Here is a 16,516-nt window from a genome sequence, read left to right on the forward strand (position 1 = left end):
CCCAGCGCCAGGGCGACACCTGCGATAATCCAAAGTCCACGCATGGGACCGCTCCGTTGTGACTAGGGCCTACGGCGTTCAATTTACGCAGAGCGTCGATCATAAGGGAACATCATCCAGGGTGCCCCTTGGGTCCCTTCGCACCGGCTAGGAGTACGGGCGACACGAAAAACGGCCCGGGGTTGCCCCCGGGCCGTCTGTCTGCCTTGGCAAGGTGCCCTGGGCGGGCCCTGAGACCTAGACCTCGATCGTCTCGGCCTGGGCCTCGGCGGCGATTACCTCCGGCAGGGGCTCCATGGTGGTCTCGCGGCTGGCGGCCAGGGCCTCATCGCGCTTGGCGGCGATGCGCTGGAGGTTGCGCAGGTAGGAGCCGGTGCCGGCAGGGATCAGCCGGCCGACGATGACGTTCTCCTTGAGGCCTTCCAGGGTGTCGCGCTTGCCTTGGACCGAAGCCTCGGTGAGCACGCGGGTGGTCTCCTGGAACGACGCCGCAGAGATGAAGCTGCGGGTCTGCAGCGAAGCCTTGGTGATCCCCAGCAGAACCGGCTGGGTAATCGCCGGACGACCGCCGCGAGCCTCGGCCTTGGCGCTCTCTTCGTCCACTTCGATCTTGTCGAGGTGGTCGCCCTTGAGCAGGCCGGTGTCACCGGTCTCGAGGATCTCCACCTTCTGCAGCATCTGGCGGACGATGGTCTCGATGTGCTTGTCGTTGATGGGCACGCCCTGGAGGCGATAGACCTCCTGGATCTCGTCCACCAGGAACTCGGCCAGGGCCTCGATCCCCTGAATCCGCAGGATGTCATGCGGGTCGGGGTTACCGTCGATGATGTACTCGCCCTTGCGGATCGTATCGCCATCGTGGACGGCAATATGCTTGCCCTTGGGGATCAGGAATTCGACGGGCTCGCCGCCGTCCTCCGGGGTGATCTTGATCCGACGCTTGTTCTTGTAGTCGCGCCCGAACTCGACCCGGCCGTCCATCTCGGCGATGACCGCGCAGTCCTTCGGCCGACGGGCTTCGAACAGTTCGGCCACCCGCGGCAGACCGCCGGTGATGTCCCGGGTCTTGGCGCCTTCGGTGGGGATACGGGCCAGGACCTCGCCCGGCTTGGCCTCATCGCCGTCGCCGACGGAGAGAATGGCTCCCACCGGCAGCAGGTAACGGGCCTCACCACCATTGGCGATGCGCTTGAAGGCACCGTCAGAGTCGATGACCCCCACGGCGGGACGCAGATCGCTGCCCTTAGTGGACGCGCGCCAGTCGGTCACCACACGGTTGGAAATGCCGGTGGCCTCATCGGCCTCATCACGGACCGAGACGTTCTCCACCAGGTCCTCGAAGCGGACGCGACCGCCCACTTCGGTGAGGATCGGGGTGGTGTAGGGGTCCCACTCGGCCAGGCGCTGACCGCGCTTGACCTTGTTGCCGTCCTTGACCTTCAGGCGCGCCCCATAGGGCGGCTTGTAGGATTCACGGTCCTTGCCATCGACCTGCACGATGATCTGCAGGTTCCGGTTCATGACCACGAACTCGCCGTCGCCGGCCTGGACCACATTGCCGCCGATGACCTTCACCACGCCTTCATTGGCGCTTTCGAAGAACGACTGCTCGGCCACCTGGGCGGTACCGCCGATGTGGAAGGTCCGCATGGTCAGCTGGGTGCCGGGCTCGCCGATGGACTGGGCAGCGATGACGCCGACGGCTTCACCGATGTTCACCGGGGTACCGCGGGCCAGGTCGCGGCCATAGCAGGTGGCGCAGATGCCGGTCTTGGTCTCGCAGGTCAGGACCGAGCGGACCTTCACCGACTGCACGCCCGCAGCGTCCACCAGCTCGATCATCTTCTCATCGAGATAGGTGTCGGCGGGGATGACCACTTCGCCCGTATTGGGGTCCTTGATGTCCTCGGCCGACGAGCGGCCCAGGATCCGCAGGCCGAGCGAGACCAGCACGTCGCCGCCTTCGACCACGGCGCCCAGGGTGATGCCCCGGGTGGTGCCGCAATCTTCCTCGGTGATGATGCAGTCCTGCGCCACGTCCACCAGACGGCGGGTCAGATAGCCAGAGTTGGCGGTCTTCAGGGCGGTGTCGGCCAGACCCTTACGGGCCCCGTGGGTGGAGTTGAAGTACTCCTGAACGGTCAGGCCTTCCTTGAAGTTCGAGATGATCGGCGTCTCGATGATCTCGCCAGAGGGCTTGGCCATCAGGCCGCGCATGCCGCCCAACTGCTTCATCTGGGCCTGAGAGCCCCGGGCGCCGGAGTTGGACATCATAAAGACCGAGTTGATCTCAGACTCACGACCGTCCGCGCCCTTCACCCCTTCGGAGATCTCGCGCATCATTTCGTCGGCGACCCGGTCGGTGGCCTTGGCCCAGGCGTCAACGACCTTGTTGTACTTCTCGCCCTTGGTGATCAGACCATCGGCGTACTGCTGCTCGTACTCCTCAACCAGCCTGCGGGTCTCCTCGACGATCGGCTTCTTCCGCTGCGGAATGACGATGTCATCCTTGCCGAAGGAGATGCCGGCCTTGGCGGCCTCGCGGAAGCCCAGCCCCATGATCTGGTCGGCGAAGATGACCGTCGCCTTCTGACCGCAGTGGCGGTAGACGGTGTCGATCAGATTGCCGATTTCTTTCTTGGTCAGGTTCTTCTCAAGCAGCTTGTGGCTGACCGCGGCGTTGAGCGGGAACAGGGCTGCGATCTTCATCCGCCCGGGCGAGGTTTCAATGATCCGGCGGACCACTTCACCCTCGGGGTTCATCTCAGTATAGCGGCAGCGGATCTTGGAGTGCAGGGTCACGACGCCTTCGTTCAGCGCCGCTTCGATTTCGCCGAGGTCAGCGAACACCTTGCCTTCGCCCGGCTCGCCATCCTTGACGAGGGACAGATAGTAGAGACCGAGCACGATATCCTGCGACGGCACGATGATCGGGCGACCATTGGCCGGCGACAGGATGTTGTTCGTGCTCATCATCAGCACGCGGGCTTCCAACTGGGCTTCCAGGGAAAGCGGCACGTGGACAGCCATCTGGTCGCCGTCAAAGTCGGCGTTGAAGGCGGTACAGACCAGCGGGTGCAGCTGGATGGCCTTGCCCTCGATCAGCTTGGGCTCGAAGGCCTGGATGCCGAGGCGGTGCAGGGTGGGCGCGCGGTTCAGGAGCACCGGGTGTTCGCGGATCACCTCGTCGAGGATGTCCCAGACCGCCGGCTGCTCGCGCTCGACCATGCGCTTGGACTGCTTGACGGTGCCCGAAAGGCCCTTGGCGTCCAGGCGCGCATAGATGAACGGCTTGAAGAGCTCCAGCGCCATCTTCTTGGGAAGACCGCACTCATGCAGCTTCAGCTCAGGGCCGACGACGATGACCGAACGGCCGGAATAGTCGACGCGCTTGCCGAGCAGGTTCTGACGGAACCGGCCCTGCTTGCCCTTCAGCATGTCCGCCAGGGACTTCAGGGGCCGCTTGTTGGCGCCGGTGATGACCCGACCACGACGGCCGTTGTCGAACAGGGCGTCGACGGACTCCTGCAGCATCCGCTTTTCGTTGCGGATGATGATGTCCGGGGCCCGCAGCTCGATCAGGCGCTTGAGGCGGTTGTTGCGGTTGATGACCCGGCGATAGAGGTCGTTGAGGTCGGAGGTGGCGAAGCGGCCACCGTCCAGGGGCACCAGGGGGCGCAGTTCCGGCGGGATCACCGGCACCACCGACAGCACCATCCACTCGGGCTTATTGCCGCTCTCGATGAAGCTCTCGATGAGCTTCAGACGTTTGGACGTCTTCTTGAGCTTCATTTCTGAGGTGGTGGTGAGCAGGTCCTCACGGAGCCGCTCAGCTTCCTTGGGCAGATCGATGGCCTTCAGCAGGCCCTGGACCGCTTCGGCACCGATCTCGGCGGTGAAGCTGTCGTCCCCGAACTCCTCCTGGAAGCGCATGTAGTCGTCTTCCGACAGCAGCTGGTGCTGCTTCAGCGGGGTCAGGCCCGGCTCGGTGACGATGTAGTATTCGAAGTAGAGCACCCGCTCCACGTCCTTCAGGGCCATGTCGAGCATCATCGAGATGCGGCTCGGCAGGGACTTCAGGAACCAGATGTGGGCGACCGGGCTGGCCAGTTCGATATGGCCCATCCGCTCACGGCGGACCCGGGCCAAGGTGACCTCAACGCCGCACTTCTCGCAGATAATGCCCTTGTACTTCATGCGCTTGTACTTGCCGCACAGGCATTCGTAGTCCTTGGTCGGGCCAAAGATACGGGCGCAGAACAGACCGTCACGCTCGGGCTTGAAGGTCCGGTAGTTGATGGTCTCGGGCTTCTTGATCTCGCCGAAGGACCACGAGCGGATCTTTTCGGGGGAGGCCAGGGCGATACGGATCTGGTCGAAGCTCGGAGCGGCCTGGACCGGATTGAAGATATTCAGGACTTCCTGGTTCATCAGATTTCCAGTTCGTCAGTCATTCTGGAAGGCGTGAGGGAGGGGCTGACGGCCCCTCCCCCCGCAAGGAGGGCGGCGGGGGTTGAAGGCAGCGGTCAGCTGTTCTCCAACTCCACATTGAGGCCGAGCGAACGCATTTCCTTGACGAGCACGTTGAAGCTCTCGGGGATACCGGCTTCGAAGGTGTCGTCGCCGCGCACGATGGACTCGTAGACCTTGGTCCGGCCGGCCACGTCGTCGGACTTCACCGTCAGCATTTCCTGCAGGGTGTAGGCCGCGCCGTAGGCTTCCAGAGCCCAGACCTCCATCTCCCCGAACCGCTGGCCGCCGAACTGGGCCTTGCCGCCCAGGGGCTGCTGGGTGACCAGGCTGTAGGGGCCGATGGAGCGGGCGTGGATCTTGTCGTCCACCAGGTGGTGCAGCTTCAGCATGTAGATGTAGCCGACCGTAACCGGGCGCTTGAACTGGTCGCCGGTCTGACCGTCGTACAGCATCACCTGGCCCGAGCGGTTGAGACCGGCCTTCTCCAGCAGGTTCTCGATGTCGTCGATATGGGCGCCGTCGAAGACCGGGGTGGCGAAGGGCACGCCCTTGGAGAGGTTGCGGGCAAGCTCGATGAGGTCCTCATCGCTCTCGGGCAGCTCTTCCTCGGGACCGTAGATGTCCCGCAGCCAGTCGATCAGGGCCTGACGCTGTCCACCATTCTGCCAGGCCTCCAGCAGGTCGGCGATCTGACGGCCAAGGCCGGCCGCAGCCCAACCCAGATGGGTTTCGAAGATCTGGCCCACGTTCATCCGCGAGGGCACGCCCAGCGGGTTCAGAACGATGTCGACGTTCATGCCGTCTTCCAGATGCGGCATGTCCTCGATCGGCAGGATCTTGGAAATGACGCCCTTGTTGCCGTGACGGCCGGCCATCTTGTCGCCGGGCTGCAGCTTGCGCTTCACCGCCACAAAGACCTTGACCATCTTCATGACGCCCGGGGGCAATTCGTCGCCCCGCTGCAGCTTGTCGACCTTGTCCTCAAAGCGACGGTCGAGGCGCTTGCGGGCCTCGTCGAACTGGCGGCGCATGGCCTCCAGCTCGCCCATGGCCTTCTCGTCCTCAAGGGCAATCTGCCACCAGAGACCTGGCGCGATCTCGCCCAGCTTCTCAGCCGAGATCTCGCCGCGACCCAGGCCCTTGGGCCCAGAGACGGCGACCTTACCCACCAGCATTTCGCGCAGACGCGAGGTCATGTTGCGGTTCAGGATGGCGAACTCGTCGTCGCGGTCCTTGCCCAGACGGTCGATTTCGGCCCGCTCAATGGCCATGGCGCGCTCGTCCTTGTCGACGCCGTGGCGGTTGAACACCCGCACTTCGACCACCGTACCCGACACGCCAGGCGGCAGACGGAGCGAGGTGTCGCGGACGTCAGAAGCCTTCTCGCCGAAGATGGCCCGCAGGAGCTTTTCTTCCGGGGTCATCGGGCTTTCGCCCTTGGGCGTCACCTTGCCGACCAGGATATCGCCCGGCTGGATCTCAGCACCGATGGCGACAATGCCGGCCTCGTCGAGGTTGCGCAGGGCTTCCTCACCGACATTGGGAATGTCGCGGGTGATTTCCTCAGGACCGAGCTTGGTATCCCGGGCCATGACCTCGAACTCCTCGATGTGGATCGAGGTGAAGACGTCATCGCGCACGATGCGCTCGGAGATGAGGATGGAGTCCTCAAAGTTGTAGCCATTCCAGGGCATGAACGCGACGAGCACGTTGCGGCCCAGAGCCAGTTCGCCAAGCTCAGTGGACGGGCCATCGGCCACCACATCGCCTGCGGCGATCCGGTCGCCCACCCGCACCAGCGGACGCTGGTTGATGCAGGTGGAGGTGTTGGAGCGCTGGAACTTCTGCAGGCGATAGATGTCGACGCCCGGCTTGGTGGGGTCGGTCTCTTCGGTGGCCCGGACGACGATCCGGGTGCCGTCGATCTGCTCGACCACGCCTGAGCGACGGGCCACGACCACGGCACCGGAGTCCACGGCCACAACGCTTTCCATCCCGGTGCCCACGAGAGGGGCGTCGGTACGGACCAGCGGCACGGCCTGCTTCTGCATGTTCGAGCCCATCAGGGCGCGGTTGGCGTCATCGTTCTCAAGGAACGGGATCAGCGAGGCGGCGACGGAGACGACCTGCTTGGGCGACACGTCCATCAGATCGACGGTGTCCTTGGGCAGCAGGGTCGGATCACCGTTCACGCGGCCGGGCACCAGGTCATCGACGATCTCGCCGTCGAGCAGCTTGATGTTGGCCTGGGCGATGACGTGCTTGGCCTCTTCCATGGCCGACATGTAGACCACCTCGTCGGTGATCTTGCCGTCCTTGACCCGGCGATACGGGCTTTCGATGAAGCCGTACTTGTTGACCACCGCGTGGGTGGCCAGCGAGTTGATCAGGCCGATGTTCGGGCCTTCCGGGGTCTCAATGGGGCAGATCCGGCCATAATGGGTCGGGTGCACGTCGCGGACTTCAAAGCCCGCGCGCTCCCGGGTCAGACCACCGGGGCCAAGGGCCGAGAGACGGCGCTTGTGGGTGATTTCCGACAGCGGGTTGGTCTGGTCCATGAACTGCGACAGCTGCGAGGAGCCGAAGAACTCCCGCACGGCCGCGGCCGCCGGCTTCGCATTGATCAGGTCGTGGGGCATGACCGTGTCGATGTCGACGCTGGACATGCGCTCCTTGATGGCGCGCTCCATGCGCAGCAGACCAACGCGGTACTGATTTTCGAGAAGTTCGCCCACCGAGCGGACCCGGCGGTTGCCGAGGTTGTCGATGTCGTCGATCTCGCCGCGACCGTCCCGCAGACCCACCAGGGTCTTGAGCACGGCCAGCACGTCGGCCTTACGCAGCACGCGCACGTCGTCGGGGCAGTCCAGCTCCAGACGCATGTTCATCTTCACCCGGCCAACCGAAGACAGGTCGTAGCGCTCGGAATCGAAGAACAGGCTGTTGTACATGGCCTCGGCGGCTTCCACCGTCGGCGGCTCACCCGGGCGCATGACCCGGTAGATGTCGAACAGGGCGTCCTCACGGGCGGTGTTCTTGTCGATCCGGACGGTGTTGCGCATGTAGGCGCCCACCGTAACCTCATCGATGTCCAGCACGTCGAAGCTGGTAAAGCCCTGCTCTTCCAGGGCCCCCAGCAAGGTCACGTCGAGCTCGTCACCGGCCTCGCCGTAGATTTCGCCCGTCTCGTGGTTGACCATGTCAGCGGCCAGGTAGCGGCCGGTCAGGGCCTCCGGCGCCAGCAGCAGGGTCTTGAGACCCGCGTCAGCGAACTTCTTGGCGTTACGGGCGGAGATCTTCTGGCCGGCAGGGGCCACCTCTTCGCCGGTCTCGGCGTCGACCAGCGGAAACTCCGGCTTCACCCCGCGCCAGCGGTCGGGCTTGTAGGCCGTGGCCCAGCCGCCTTCGCGCTTCTCGAAGGTCACGGTCTCATAGAAGGTGGAGAGGATCTCCTCCCCGTCCATGCCCAGCGCCATGAGGAAGGTCGAGGCCGGCAGCTTGCGGCGACGGTCGATGCGGACATAGACGATGTCCTTGGCGTCGAACTCGAAGTCGAGCCAGGAACCGCGATAGGGGATCACCCGGGCGGCAAACAGCAGCTTGCCCGAGGAATGGGTCTTGCCCTTGTCGTGGTCGAAGAAGACGCCCGGTGAGCGATGCATCTGGGAGACGATGACCCGCTGGGTCCCGTTGACGATGAAGGTGCCCTTCTCCGTCATGAGCGGGATGTCGCCCATATAGACGTCCTGCTCCTTGATATCCTTCACCGAGCGGGCGCCGGTCTCTTCATCGGTTTCGAACACGATGAGGCGCAGCTTGACCTTCAGCGGCGCGGCATAGGTCATGTCCCGCTGGACGCATTCCTCGACGTCGTACTTGGGGTCCTCGAACTCGTAGGACACATATTCGAGCACGGCGCGCTCGTTGAAATCCTTGATCGGGAAGACGGACTTGAAGACTGCCTCGATCCCCTCGTCCCGGCGGTCGGCCGGGCGGACTTCACGCTGCAGGAACTGTTCGTAGGACGAGCGCTGAACCTCGATCAGGTTCGGCATCTGCACAGCTTCGGGGATGCGGCCGAAAGACTTCCGAATCCGCTTCTTGCCGGTGAAGGATTGCGCCATTTTATTCCCTTGAGCGCGCGCGGGCGTCAGGCCAGCGCGCCGTAAGTGTCATCCTGCGTCCACCCTCAACCCCCGGATCGCCGGGGGCCGGACGCTGGAAATGTCCCCTTTACGTCGGGGACGCTCCCTCGCATGGTCGGAGGGCGACGGACCATGCCTCGGAGACGGAACGTGCGAAGACTCGCGTCAAAGCTGAATCGGAATTTCGCGGAGCCCGCCACTTAAGACGTTTGCAACCCCTTGGGAAGCCCCCATCCACAGAAAAGTTGGGGCGGCCGAGGAACCTTGTCGGGCGGCGCCTCAGCTACAGATCAATCCGCCAGCGCAGAAGCTCCGCCCCACCGTGGAGCGTTCCGCCCGGCTCGCGCGCCACGAGATAGCCGCTGTTCTTGATCACCACCTTCTGGGACGCCGGATTGTCGGCGTCAGTGGTCAATTCCACGTGGTCCAGACCCCGAGCCCGGGCCTCTGGCAGCAATTGCCTCAGCCCCTCCGTGGCATAGCCCCTGCCCCGCCGCCAGGACGGTACGGCATATCCAATATGGCCATAGGGAAACCAGTCGGGCAGCGGTCCGCCGCCCGGTCCCCAGCGCAGACCGATAGCGCCGCAGAACCCATCGTCCCAGATCCAGCGCCGGATGCTGGGCAGGCGGGTGCCCAGGGTGCCGTCAAGCCGCATGACGGGAGGGCCGCCACCGTCAGGATTGTCCAGGGACCGGACGAAGGCCTCCGGATCGGCGGCGATGCGCTCGAGCTCTTCGTCAGCCGCCGCCTTGCCCCGCACATTGTCAGACGACCAGCCCCGCCGAAGCGCGTCGGCATAGGCGGGCAGCAGGTCCAGGCTGGGGGTCTCAAGCGTGACAGGCATGAGCCGATCTACCCTGGCACTGCAATGTTGGAAAGCGCAGGTCCAGGTCAGCCCCTGACATGGAAACGGGCCCGGAGGTTTCCCCCCGGGCCCGCTGAATAGCGCACAGCTTGCGCCGCCAGATTACTTGATCTGGACGGAGGCGCCGGCTTCTTCGAGCTTCTTCTTGATCTCTTCAGCTTCCTGCTTGGAGATGTTTTCCTTGATGTTCTGGGGAGCGCCTTCCACCAGGTCCTTGGCTTCTTTCAGGCCGAGGTCCGGACGCACGCCGCGAACTTCCTTAATCACGTTGATCTTCTTGTCGCCGCCGCCGGTCAGGACGACAGTGAACTCGGTCTGCTCTTCGACGGCTTCAGCCGGGGCGCCAGCGGCGGCGGGAGCCGCAGCGGCCACCGGAGCGGCGGCGGAAACGCCCCACTTTTCTTCCAGCATCTTGGAGAGCTCAGCGGCCTCCAGGACGGTCAGAGCCGACAGGTCTTCGACGATCTTTTCGAGGTTAGCCATGGGATTTTGATCCTTGAGAGATTGGGGATGTCGGGAAAATGACGATCAGGCGGCGTCTTTGGCGGCGTATGCGCCCATGACGCGGGCCAGCTGACCGGCCGGCGCCTGCAGGATGCCGGCGATCTTGGTCGCGGGCGCCTGGACGAGGCCAATGATCTTGCCGCGGAGCTGGTCGAGCGAGGGCAGAGTCGCAAGCGCGCTCACCCCGGTCTTGTCCAGAACCTGCGTGCCCATCAGGCCGCCCATGATCACGAGCTTGTCGTTCTCTTTGGCGAACTGAGTGGCGACCTTGGCGGCGGAGACCGGATCGGGGCCGTAGGCGATGGCGACGGGGCCGACGAAGAGGGCATCGCCCGCCTCACCCACCGAACCGTTCAGCGCTTTACGGACCAGAGTGTTCTTCACCACCTTCAGCTGGGCACCCTGCTCACGCAGGCGGCCCCGGAGAGTCGTCATTTCCGCAACGGTCAGACCCAGATTGTGGGTCACGACCACGGCGCCGGATTCGGCAAAGACGCTTTTGAGCGTCTCGATCGCTTCCTGCTTTTGAGCGCGGTCCATTGCGGTCTCCTACTCAGGTGCGACGCCTGGACCATTCCAGACGCCGTTCGACGGCCACGCGGCAGGGAAGACCCCGCCTCGGAACCATCAAGCCTGTCCTGTGAGAGAAGCCGCAGCCGTCGCGCCCCAAACCGCCATGCGGAAATGGGCTAAATCGGCGTCATCTTCCCGTCTCCCCGCGAGTGTGGAAGGGCTCTTCCACGCTTATGGTCCAGGCGACCCCCGGACCCCGCAGTTCTTGGACAGGATCGGAAGCCCCCGCTTGGGCGCTTCCAGTCCCCGCCCCTCCTTGCGGAGCGGCGAATTCATAGAGGGGCGGCTCTTACAGCACCCTAGGCCGGTGTGCAACGCCCACGAAAAAGGGGAGCTGCGTCGCCGCAACTCCCCCTCGTCTCTGTCTGGCCAAGGCCAGACGACTTACACGCCGACGGAGCCGGTCTCGACCCGGAAGCCAGGGCCCATGGTCGAAGACAGGCTGATCTTCTTCACATAGGTGCCCTTGGCGCCTGAGGGCTTAGCCTTGTTCAGGGCGTCCACCAGAGCCTTGACGTTGGCCAGGATGGCTTCATCGGAGAAGCTGGCCTTGCCGATGCCCGCATGGATGATGCCGGTCTTTTCGGTGCGGAACTCGATGGCACCGCCCTTGGCGTCCTTCACGGCCTGAGCCACGTTGGGGGTCACGGTACCGACGCGGGGGTTCGGCATCAGGCCACGGGGGCCCAGCACCTTACCCAGACGGCCCACCAGGGCCATCATGTCCGGGGTGGCGATCACGCGGTCGAACTCCATGAAGCCGCCCTGAATGCGCTCCACCAGCTCTTCGGCGCCGACGATGTCGGCCCCAGCGGCGGTGGCTTCATCGGCCTTGGCGTCCTTGGCGATGACGCAGACGCGGACATCACGGCCGGTGCCGGAGGGCAGGTTCACCACACCGCGGACCTGCTGGTCGGCGTGACGGGGATCAACGCCCAGATTGACAGAGATCTCGATGGACTCGTCGAACTTGGCCTTGGCGTTTTCCTTGACCAGGCGAATGGCGTCCTGGACGGCATGGCTGGCCAGACGATCGCCGGTCCAGGCCTGGATGCGCTTTGCTTGCTTAGGCATGGTCCTTAAGCCTCCACGATCTCAAGGCCCATCGAACGGGCAGAGCCCTCGATGATGCGGGCGGCGGACTCGACGTCGTTGGCGTTGAGGTCCTTCATCTTGGCTTCGGCGATCTCGCGCAGCTGGCTGCGAGTGATGCTGCCCACGGTCTCGCGGCCGGTGAGCTTGGCGCCGGACTTAATGCCCACGGCCTGCTTGATGTAGTGGGTCGCCGGCGGGGTCTTGGTGACGAAGGTGAAGCTCTTGTCCTGGTAGACGGTGATCACCGTCGGCAGGGGCGTGCCCTTCACTTCCTTCTCGGTACGGGCGTTGAACTCCTTGCAGAAGCCCATGATGTTGACGCCGCGCTGGCCGAGCGCCGGCCCGATGGGCGGCGACGGCGTTGCGGAGCCAGCGGCCACCTGCAACTTGATATAGCCCAGAATTTTCTTGGCCATCTTCTCCTCTTTGGCCGGACGTCCGGCCTGTTGAGCCGTGGTGCGGGGTTATGGCTGGCCAGCCCCCTCCCACGGATTTGAGCCGCACGACCCAAGGGCCGCCCGGCGAAGCCCGCGCTTCTATCAGCGAGGCGCAAGGTCGGCAAGCGGCGTAGCGGCGAGCCCTATTCACCACGAAGGACACAAAGAGCACGAAGGCTCAGAGTACGAAGCGGCGCACGCCTTGCCTAAACAGGGGCACATTGAAATTCATTAGGTAGCCTAGCCGATGCCCCGACAGTCGGAGATAGGTGATGATCTGTGCCTCATGGAGGCGCGAAAGCGCCTCGACGGCCTTAACTTCGACGATGACGCAATCCTCGACCAGCAGGTCCAACCGGTAGCCCGCATCCAGTTGCTGGCCCTCGTAGACCATAGGCAAAGGAAGCTGCCTAGCTAACCGTACTCCACGACTCGTAAGCTCAAACGCAAGGCATGTCTCATAAGCTGACTCCAGTAGCCCAGGGCCCAAGACGCGATGGACCTTCAAGCCTGAGTCGATCACCTCACGGCCGACAGCCTCGATGCGCGCATCGAGGCCTTTGTGCTATTTGTGTCCTTCGTGGTTCAATTTCGCCTCGCGTCGGTTCGCAAAGGGATTGAACGCTAGAAAGCCCGATCAGCTGGTTTTTTCGACCTGGCTGTATTCGAGTTCCACCGGCGTGGCGCGGCCGAAGATGGAGACGGTGACGCGCAGGCGGGTGCGTTCCTCGTCGACCTGTTCCACCGAGCCGTTGAAGCTGGCGAAGGGGCCGTCGGTGACACGAACCTGTTCGCCGATCTCGAAGCTGATGGTCGGCTTGGGCCGCTCCACACCTTCTTCGATGGCACCGATGATGCGGGCCACTTCTTTTTCGGAGACCGGCAGCGGCTTGGCACCCGATCCCAGGAAGCCCGTCACCTTCGGGGTGTTCTTGATGAGGTGATAGGCCTCATCGGTGAGGTTCATCTTCACCAGCACATAGCCTGGGAAGAACTTACGCTCGGTGTTGATCTTCCGGCCACGGCGGATCTCAACCACATCCTCAGTGGGCACCAGCACCTCGGAGAACTGGTCCTCAAGACCCTGGTTGCGAGCCTGCTCGAGGATCGACTCCTTCACCTTCTTCTCGAAGTTGGAATAGGCGTGGACAATATACCACTTGTGGTTGGTCGGCGCGACGGCGCCCGCGGTTTCAGCGTTCATTCTCGGTTATCCCGCGTTGGCGAACTGGAGGATCAAGCCCATCAGCCAGCCGATGATGAAGTCGACGCCAAAGAAGAAGATCGCCGCCAGAACGACCATGATCCCGACCATGACCGACGTGATCCAGGTCTCCTTGCGGGTGGTCCAGGTGATCTTGCGCCCTTCGGCGCGGACCTCCCGCATGAACTGACCCGGTGAGGTCTTCTTCTTCGGCGCAGAGTCGGCGAGCGGCGAGCCCGAGGACATGGCCGCCGCCGTCTTGGCGGCGCGGTTCCTCATCGCTTGCGGGGTGGCGCCCGGTTTCCTGGCCATCGAGGATAGCGACTTTCTACTTGAGGGCGGCGGCTGGTGATCGACCCCCGCCCGCGCGGTTCATGGCTTCATAGTCGTAGATGATGGCAGGAGTGGAGGGACTCGAACCCCCGGCCCTCGGTTTTGGAGACCGATGCTCTACCAGCTGAGCTACACTCCTACACGCCCCAACCCGCCGTCTTTACAGACGCCCGGTCGTGGCTCCGAACAATAAACATCGCGCCGGAAAGCGGAAAGCCGCCGGCGCGCGCGGTTCATCACCGGAGCCGGCTCGTTTAGCAGGGGGCGCCCGCACGGGCAAGTTGGATCAAAGCGGCTTTGGCGGCGTTCTGTTGGAGACCTTCAGCCCGCCCCAGGAGCTTCCCGATGCGCGATCAATCGCCCAAAGACACCAGAGATCAAAACAGCAAGGTGCCTGCGGACGGTTCGCCGGACCATGACCGGAACCGTGACGCTGCACAGCGTTCTGGCTCACCGCCAACCTCAGCCTATGTGCCGGTTGGGGCGGAAGAGACAACCCACAGCGACAAGACCCGAACCGACCCAGACACGGGTGCCCCCGCTAAGGGTGATCAGGCCCCGGCGGCCTCAAAGTCAAATCGGGACGACTGAGAGCCCACCCTGGTCAGGTCTTGACCCCATCCAGCTCAAAGCTGCGGTCGAGGTTGACGATCTTGTCCTCCACCAGGCTGATCCGCTTCATCGCCAGAGACGCCGCCCAGAGACCGACGCGGGCGGCCATGGGTGTGGCCGACATGGCGGCGACGGGCAGCCCTTTGCGGCGAAGGATGCCGTTGGCGTAATGCGCCCCGTTGAGAATCCGCGAGCCCCAGGTCTGGAAATCTACCGACAGGGAGACGTTGAAGCCCTCCTGGTTCTCGATCCGGTGCGGGGCGTGCAGCGGCCAGGTGATGGCTATGCCCGGTGACAGATCAAAGACCTCCGCCACGCGGTCCATGTCCCGGCGATAGGGCAACTCCTCGGTCTGCTGCTTGAGCAGAATGTCTTCCATGCCAGTCTGGGGCATGTGTTCCTCATCAGCGGGATAGATCCAGATCCGCTTGCGGCCCCGCATGTGGAACAGACACACACCGGGGGGATCGGCATGGAAAGGCACCTTGGCCTGGGGTGCCGAAAGGATCAGCTGCCCATTGAGCTGGACCGGGTTGAAGTCCGGCAGCCTGGCCTTGATCTCACCGAACGCCGCCTGGATGAACGGACGCAGCGCCTCATGGTTGGCCTCGATCCGGCGCAGGTTCACCCAAACCCGCCCCCCCTTGATGCCCTCAAGGACCTGATCACCGGGGAGCCGACCGCGAACCCCGGTGCGCAGGCGAGCCTGACCCTCGTCATCAAAGTCGTAGATGTTGATATCGAAGAGCTCATCGGGATAGCGGTCCAGGAGCGCCGCCAGGGCCTCGTCCTCGAACAACCCTGTCTCCGCCAGCCGGTGGGCGAAGGTCATGGGCGCCTTGCGGAACTGGGCGCACTGATCAGTGGTCCAGGCCGGGACAAGGTTGGGCTCCACAGGGCCCGAGACAGCTTCCAGTTTCATCGGCGTCTTCCTATTCCGAGATCAGCAGGCCCGCGCTGGCCAGCGACAGGCCAGCGCCCAGGCCGATGCTCAGGCGGCGATGTCGCCGCCCAAGGGCACCAAGCGATCGCCCCATAGCCGTCAGTTGCCCTTCCAGGCCCGGCTCGCAGGCCGTGATGCGATCAAGCCGCCGATCCAGGCGCAGATAGGCCGACGCCAGGCGCCCATGGACCTGGGGATGCGCCTCGCGGGCATGGCGCACCAACTCGCGCAGCCCTGTGATGAAGGGATCGATGTGAATGTCGCCTTCCAGGACGTCAGGACCCGGATCGGCGAACACGCGCTTGTAGCTTTCGGCACCGGGTCCGAAGTCGGCGAAACTGACCCCCTCCTCCGCCAGAACGCTCAGGGTCTCATAGGACAGCAGGGCCCCTGGGGAAAATCGCGCGAAGTCGCGATCATAGATCGGGAACCAGAAGTGATAGGTGTCACCCGACAACAGGCCAACCTCGGCCGCGATCTGCCGCCCGCCGGCCTCGAGTACGGCGACCCGCAGACCAAAGTCCTGACTGTCGATCTCGGCCAGGCTCATCAACAAGCCCCGGGTCCAGGATGTGGCGAAGACATCATGCTGACCCGTGCGGCGCATCTGGTCACGCTTCCCATCGATCAGCCGGGCCAGATCATCGGGATCCTTTGACCAGCGGAACTTGGCCGGGCCATGGGCCTTGACCAGCTGGCGCATGCAGCGCTGCTTGTCCTTCACATAGTTCCAATGGCCGGCGGCCTTTCGGTCGGCGAGATACCCCTCATAGCCCTGACGCAGGTCCGCGAGCATGGCTGGACGCGCCTCGGCCTGGGTGGCCCGCTCAGGGGGCAATCCCATGAGACCGCTGAACCGGTAGCGTCGGGCACCAAGGGCGCCGATCACTTCGCGCAGGTCAATCCCGGTGTCTGGGCGGGCGATCAGACCATGATAATCGGTCATCGGCGCACCGAGCGGCTGCAGCAGCCCGCCCCGTCGCTGGAAGGGAAGAAAGGCTGCCGTTTGCCCGTTGAGACGGACCACGGCGACCGCCGCGCCCGGCGCCCATTGGGCCGCAGCCTCAATGTACCGCAGGTCGAAATAGGGGCTGTAGAGCGCAGGGTTAGCGGCCCGGAACTGCGCCCACAGGGTCCGCTCAGCCTCGCTCAGCTCGGCCACCGTCCGCGTCTCGACGTTCAGTCCAGGCCCCATGCCGGCGCGCTCCTTCAGCTCGGCCTCTCCAGGCTGAACAGCCGACAGGGAGAGCGCTTCTGGCCTAGGGAACCACGTCGAGGTTTCGAAATGGCAAAGGCCGCCGGGGTTTCCCCCGGCGGCCCTTGGTCTTG

The 16,516-nt window shown here is 64.1% G+C and carries 12 protein-coding genes and 1 tRNA gene; all 13 read right to left on the reverse strand.

Features of this window, described 5'->3' with window-relative positions:
* Positions 1–237: 237 nt before the first annotated feature.
* Positions 238–4,431 carry a DNA-directed RNA polymerase subunit beta' gene (rpoC, locus tag MH112_RS05975; RefSeq protein ID WP_296565207.1) on the reverse strand — a complete coding sequence of 1,398 codons (4,194 nt, stop codon included), beginning with the start codon at positions 4,429–4,431 and terminating at the stop codon, positions 238–240.
* 95 nt (positions 4,432–4,526) lie between these two features.
* Entirely contained in the window at positions 4,527–8,597 is a 4,071-nt protein-coding gene (gene rpoB / locus MH112_RS05980; protein ID WP_296565208.1) for a DNA-directed RNA polymerase subunit beta, read from the reverse strand.
* Positions 8,598–8,901: 304 nt separating this feature from the next.
* Complete coding sequence (locus tag MH112_RS05985; protein WP_296565211.1) at positions 8,902–9,465, reverse strand: GNAT family N-acetyltransferase; 564 nt, start codon at positions 9,463–9,465, stop codon at positions 8,902–8,904.
* Between the two features lie 123 nt (positions 9,466–9,588).
* A complete protein-coding gene (gene rplL / locus MH112_RS05990; RefSeq protein ID WP_296565213.1) occupies positions 9,589–9,969 on the reverse strand; it encodes a 50S ribosomal protein L7/L12 in 381 nt (126 codons plus the stop codon).
* 45 nt (positions 9,970–10,014) lie between these two features.
* Positions 10,015–10,530 (reverse strand): 50S ribosomal protein L10, encoded by a 516-nt coding sequence (gene rplJ, locus MH112_RS05995; RefSeq protein ID WP_296565215.1) that lies wholly within the window; start codon positions 10,528–10,530, stop codon positions 10,015–10,017.
* 417 nt (positions 10,531–10,947) lie between these two features.
* Positions 10,948–11,637: a 50S ribosomal protein L1 gene (gene rplA / locus MH112_RS06000; protein WP_296565216.1), complete on the reverse strand. Its 690-nt coding sequence runs from the start codon at positions 11,635–11,637 to the stop codon at positions 10,948–10,950.
* Between the two features lie 5 nt (positions 11,638–11,642).
* Positions 11,643–12,074, reverse strand: a complete 432-nt coding sequence (gene rplK / locus MH112_RS06005) for a 50S ribosomal protein L11 (protein WP_296565218.1) — start codon at positions 12,072–12,074, stop codon at positions 11,643–11,645.
* A gap of 199 nt (positions 12,075–12,273) precedes the next feature.
* The gene (locus tag MH112_RS06010) at positions 12,274–12,618 is read right to left on the reverse strand and encodes a GxxExxY protein (protein ID WP_296565220.1); all 345 of its coding nucleotides are present in this window, start codon (positions 12,616–12,618) and stop codon (positions 12,274–12,276) included.
* 114 nt (positions 12,619–12,732) lie between these two features.
* Positions 12,733–13,299, reverse strand: a complete 567-nt coding sequence (nusG, locus tag MH112_RS06015; RefSeq protein WP_296565222.1) for a transcription termination/antitermination protein NusG — start codon at positions 13,297–13,299, stop codon at positions 12,733–12,735.
* Between the two features lie 6 nt (positions 13,300–13,305).
* On the reverse strand, positions 13,306–13,611 hold the full coding sequence (secE, locus tag MH112_RS06020; protein WP_296565224.1) for a preprotein translocase subunit SecE: 306 nt from the start codon (positions 13,609–13,611) through the stop codon (positions 13,306–13,308).
* A gap of 84 nt (positions 13,612–13,695) precedes the next feature.
* Positions 13,696–13,771 (reverse strand) — tRNA-Trp (locus MH112_RS06025).
* 465 nt (positions 13,772–14,236) lie between these two features.
* Positions 14,237–15,166, reverse strand: a complete 930-nt coding sequence (locus MH112_RS06030; protein WP_296565227.1) for a transcriptional regulator — start codon at positions 15,164–15,166, stop codon at positions 14,237–14,239.
* 10 nt (positions 15,167–15,176) lie between these two features.
* The coding region (locus tag MH112_RS06035; protein ID WP_365786381.1) for a GNAT family N-acetyltransferase at positions 15,177–16,516 on the reverse strand (1,340 nt) is incomplete at its 5' end.

Source organism: Phenylobacterium sp. (assembly GCF_022402485.1).
In the GTDB taxonomy this organism is placed as follows: domain Bacteria; phylum Pseudomonadota; class Alphaproteobacteria; order Caulobacterales; family Caulobacteraceae; genus Phenylobacterium.

Excerpts from the sequence above, each read along its gene's own strand:
- rplJ (WP_296565215.1), bottom strand. The coding sequence starts at position 10,530 with ATGGACCGCGCTCAAAAGCAGGAAGCGATCGAGACGCTCAAAAGCGTC.
- rpoB (WP_296565208.1), bottom strand. The coding sequence starts at position 8,597 with ATGGCGCAATCCTTCACCGGCAAGAAGCGGATTCGGAAGTCTTTCGGC.
- MH112_RS05985 (WP_296565211.1), bottom strand. The coding sequence starts at position 9,465 with ATGCCTGTCACGCTTGAGACCCCCAGCCTGGACCTGCTGCCCGCCTAT.
- MH112_RS06030 (WP_296565227.1), bottom strand. The coding sequence starts at position 15,166 with ATGAAACTGGAAGCTGTCTCGGGCCCTGTGGAGCCCAACCTTGTCCCG.
- rplL (WP_296565213.1), bottom strand. The coding sequence starts at position 9,969 with ATGGCTAACCTCGAAAAGATCGTCGAAGACCTGTCGGCTCTGACCGTC.
- secE (WP_296565224.1), bottom strand. The coding sequence starts at position 13,611 with ATGGCCAGGAAACCGGGCGCCACCCCGCAAGCGATGAGGAACCGCGCC.
- rplK (WP_296565218.1), bottom strand. The coding sequence starts at position 12,074 with ATGGCCAAGAAAATTCTGGGCTATATCAAGTTGCAGGTGGCCGCTGGC.
- rpoC (WP_296565207.1), bottom strand. The coding sequence starts at position 4,431 with ATGAACCAGGAAGTCCTGAATATCTTCAATCCGGTCCAGGCCGCTCCG.
- nusG (WP_296565222.1), bottom strand. The coding sequence starts at position 13,299 with ATGAACGCTGAAACCGCGGGCGCCGTCGCGCCGACCAACCACAAGTGG.
- rplA (WP_296565216.1), bottom strand. The coding sequence starts at position 11,637 with ATGCCTAAGCAAGCAAAGCGCATCCAGGCCTGGACCGGCGATCGTCTG.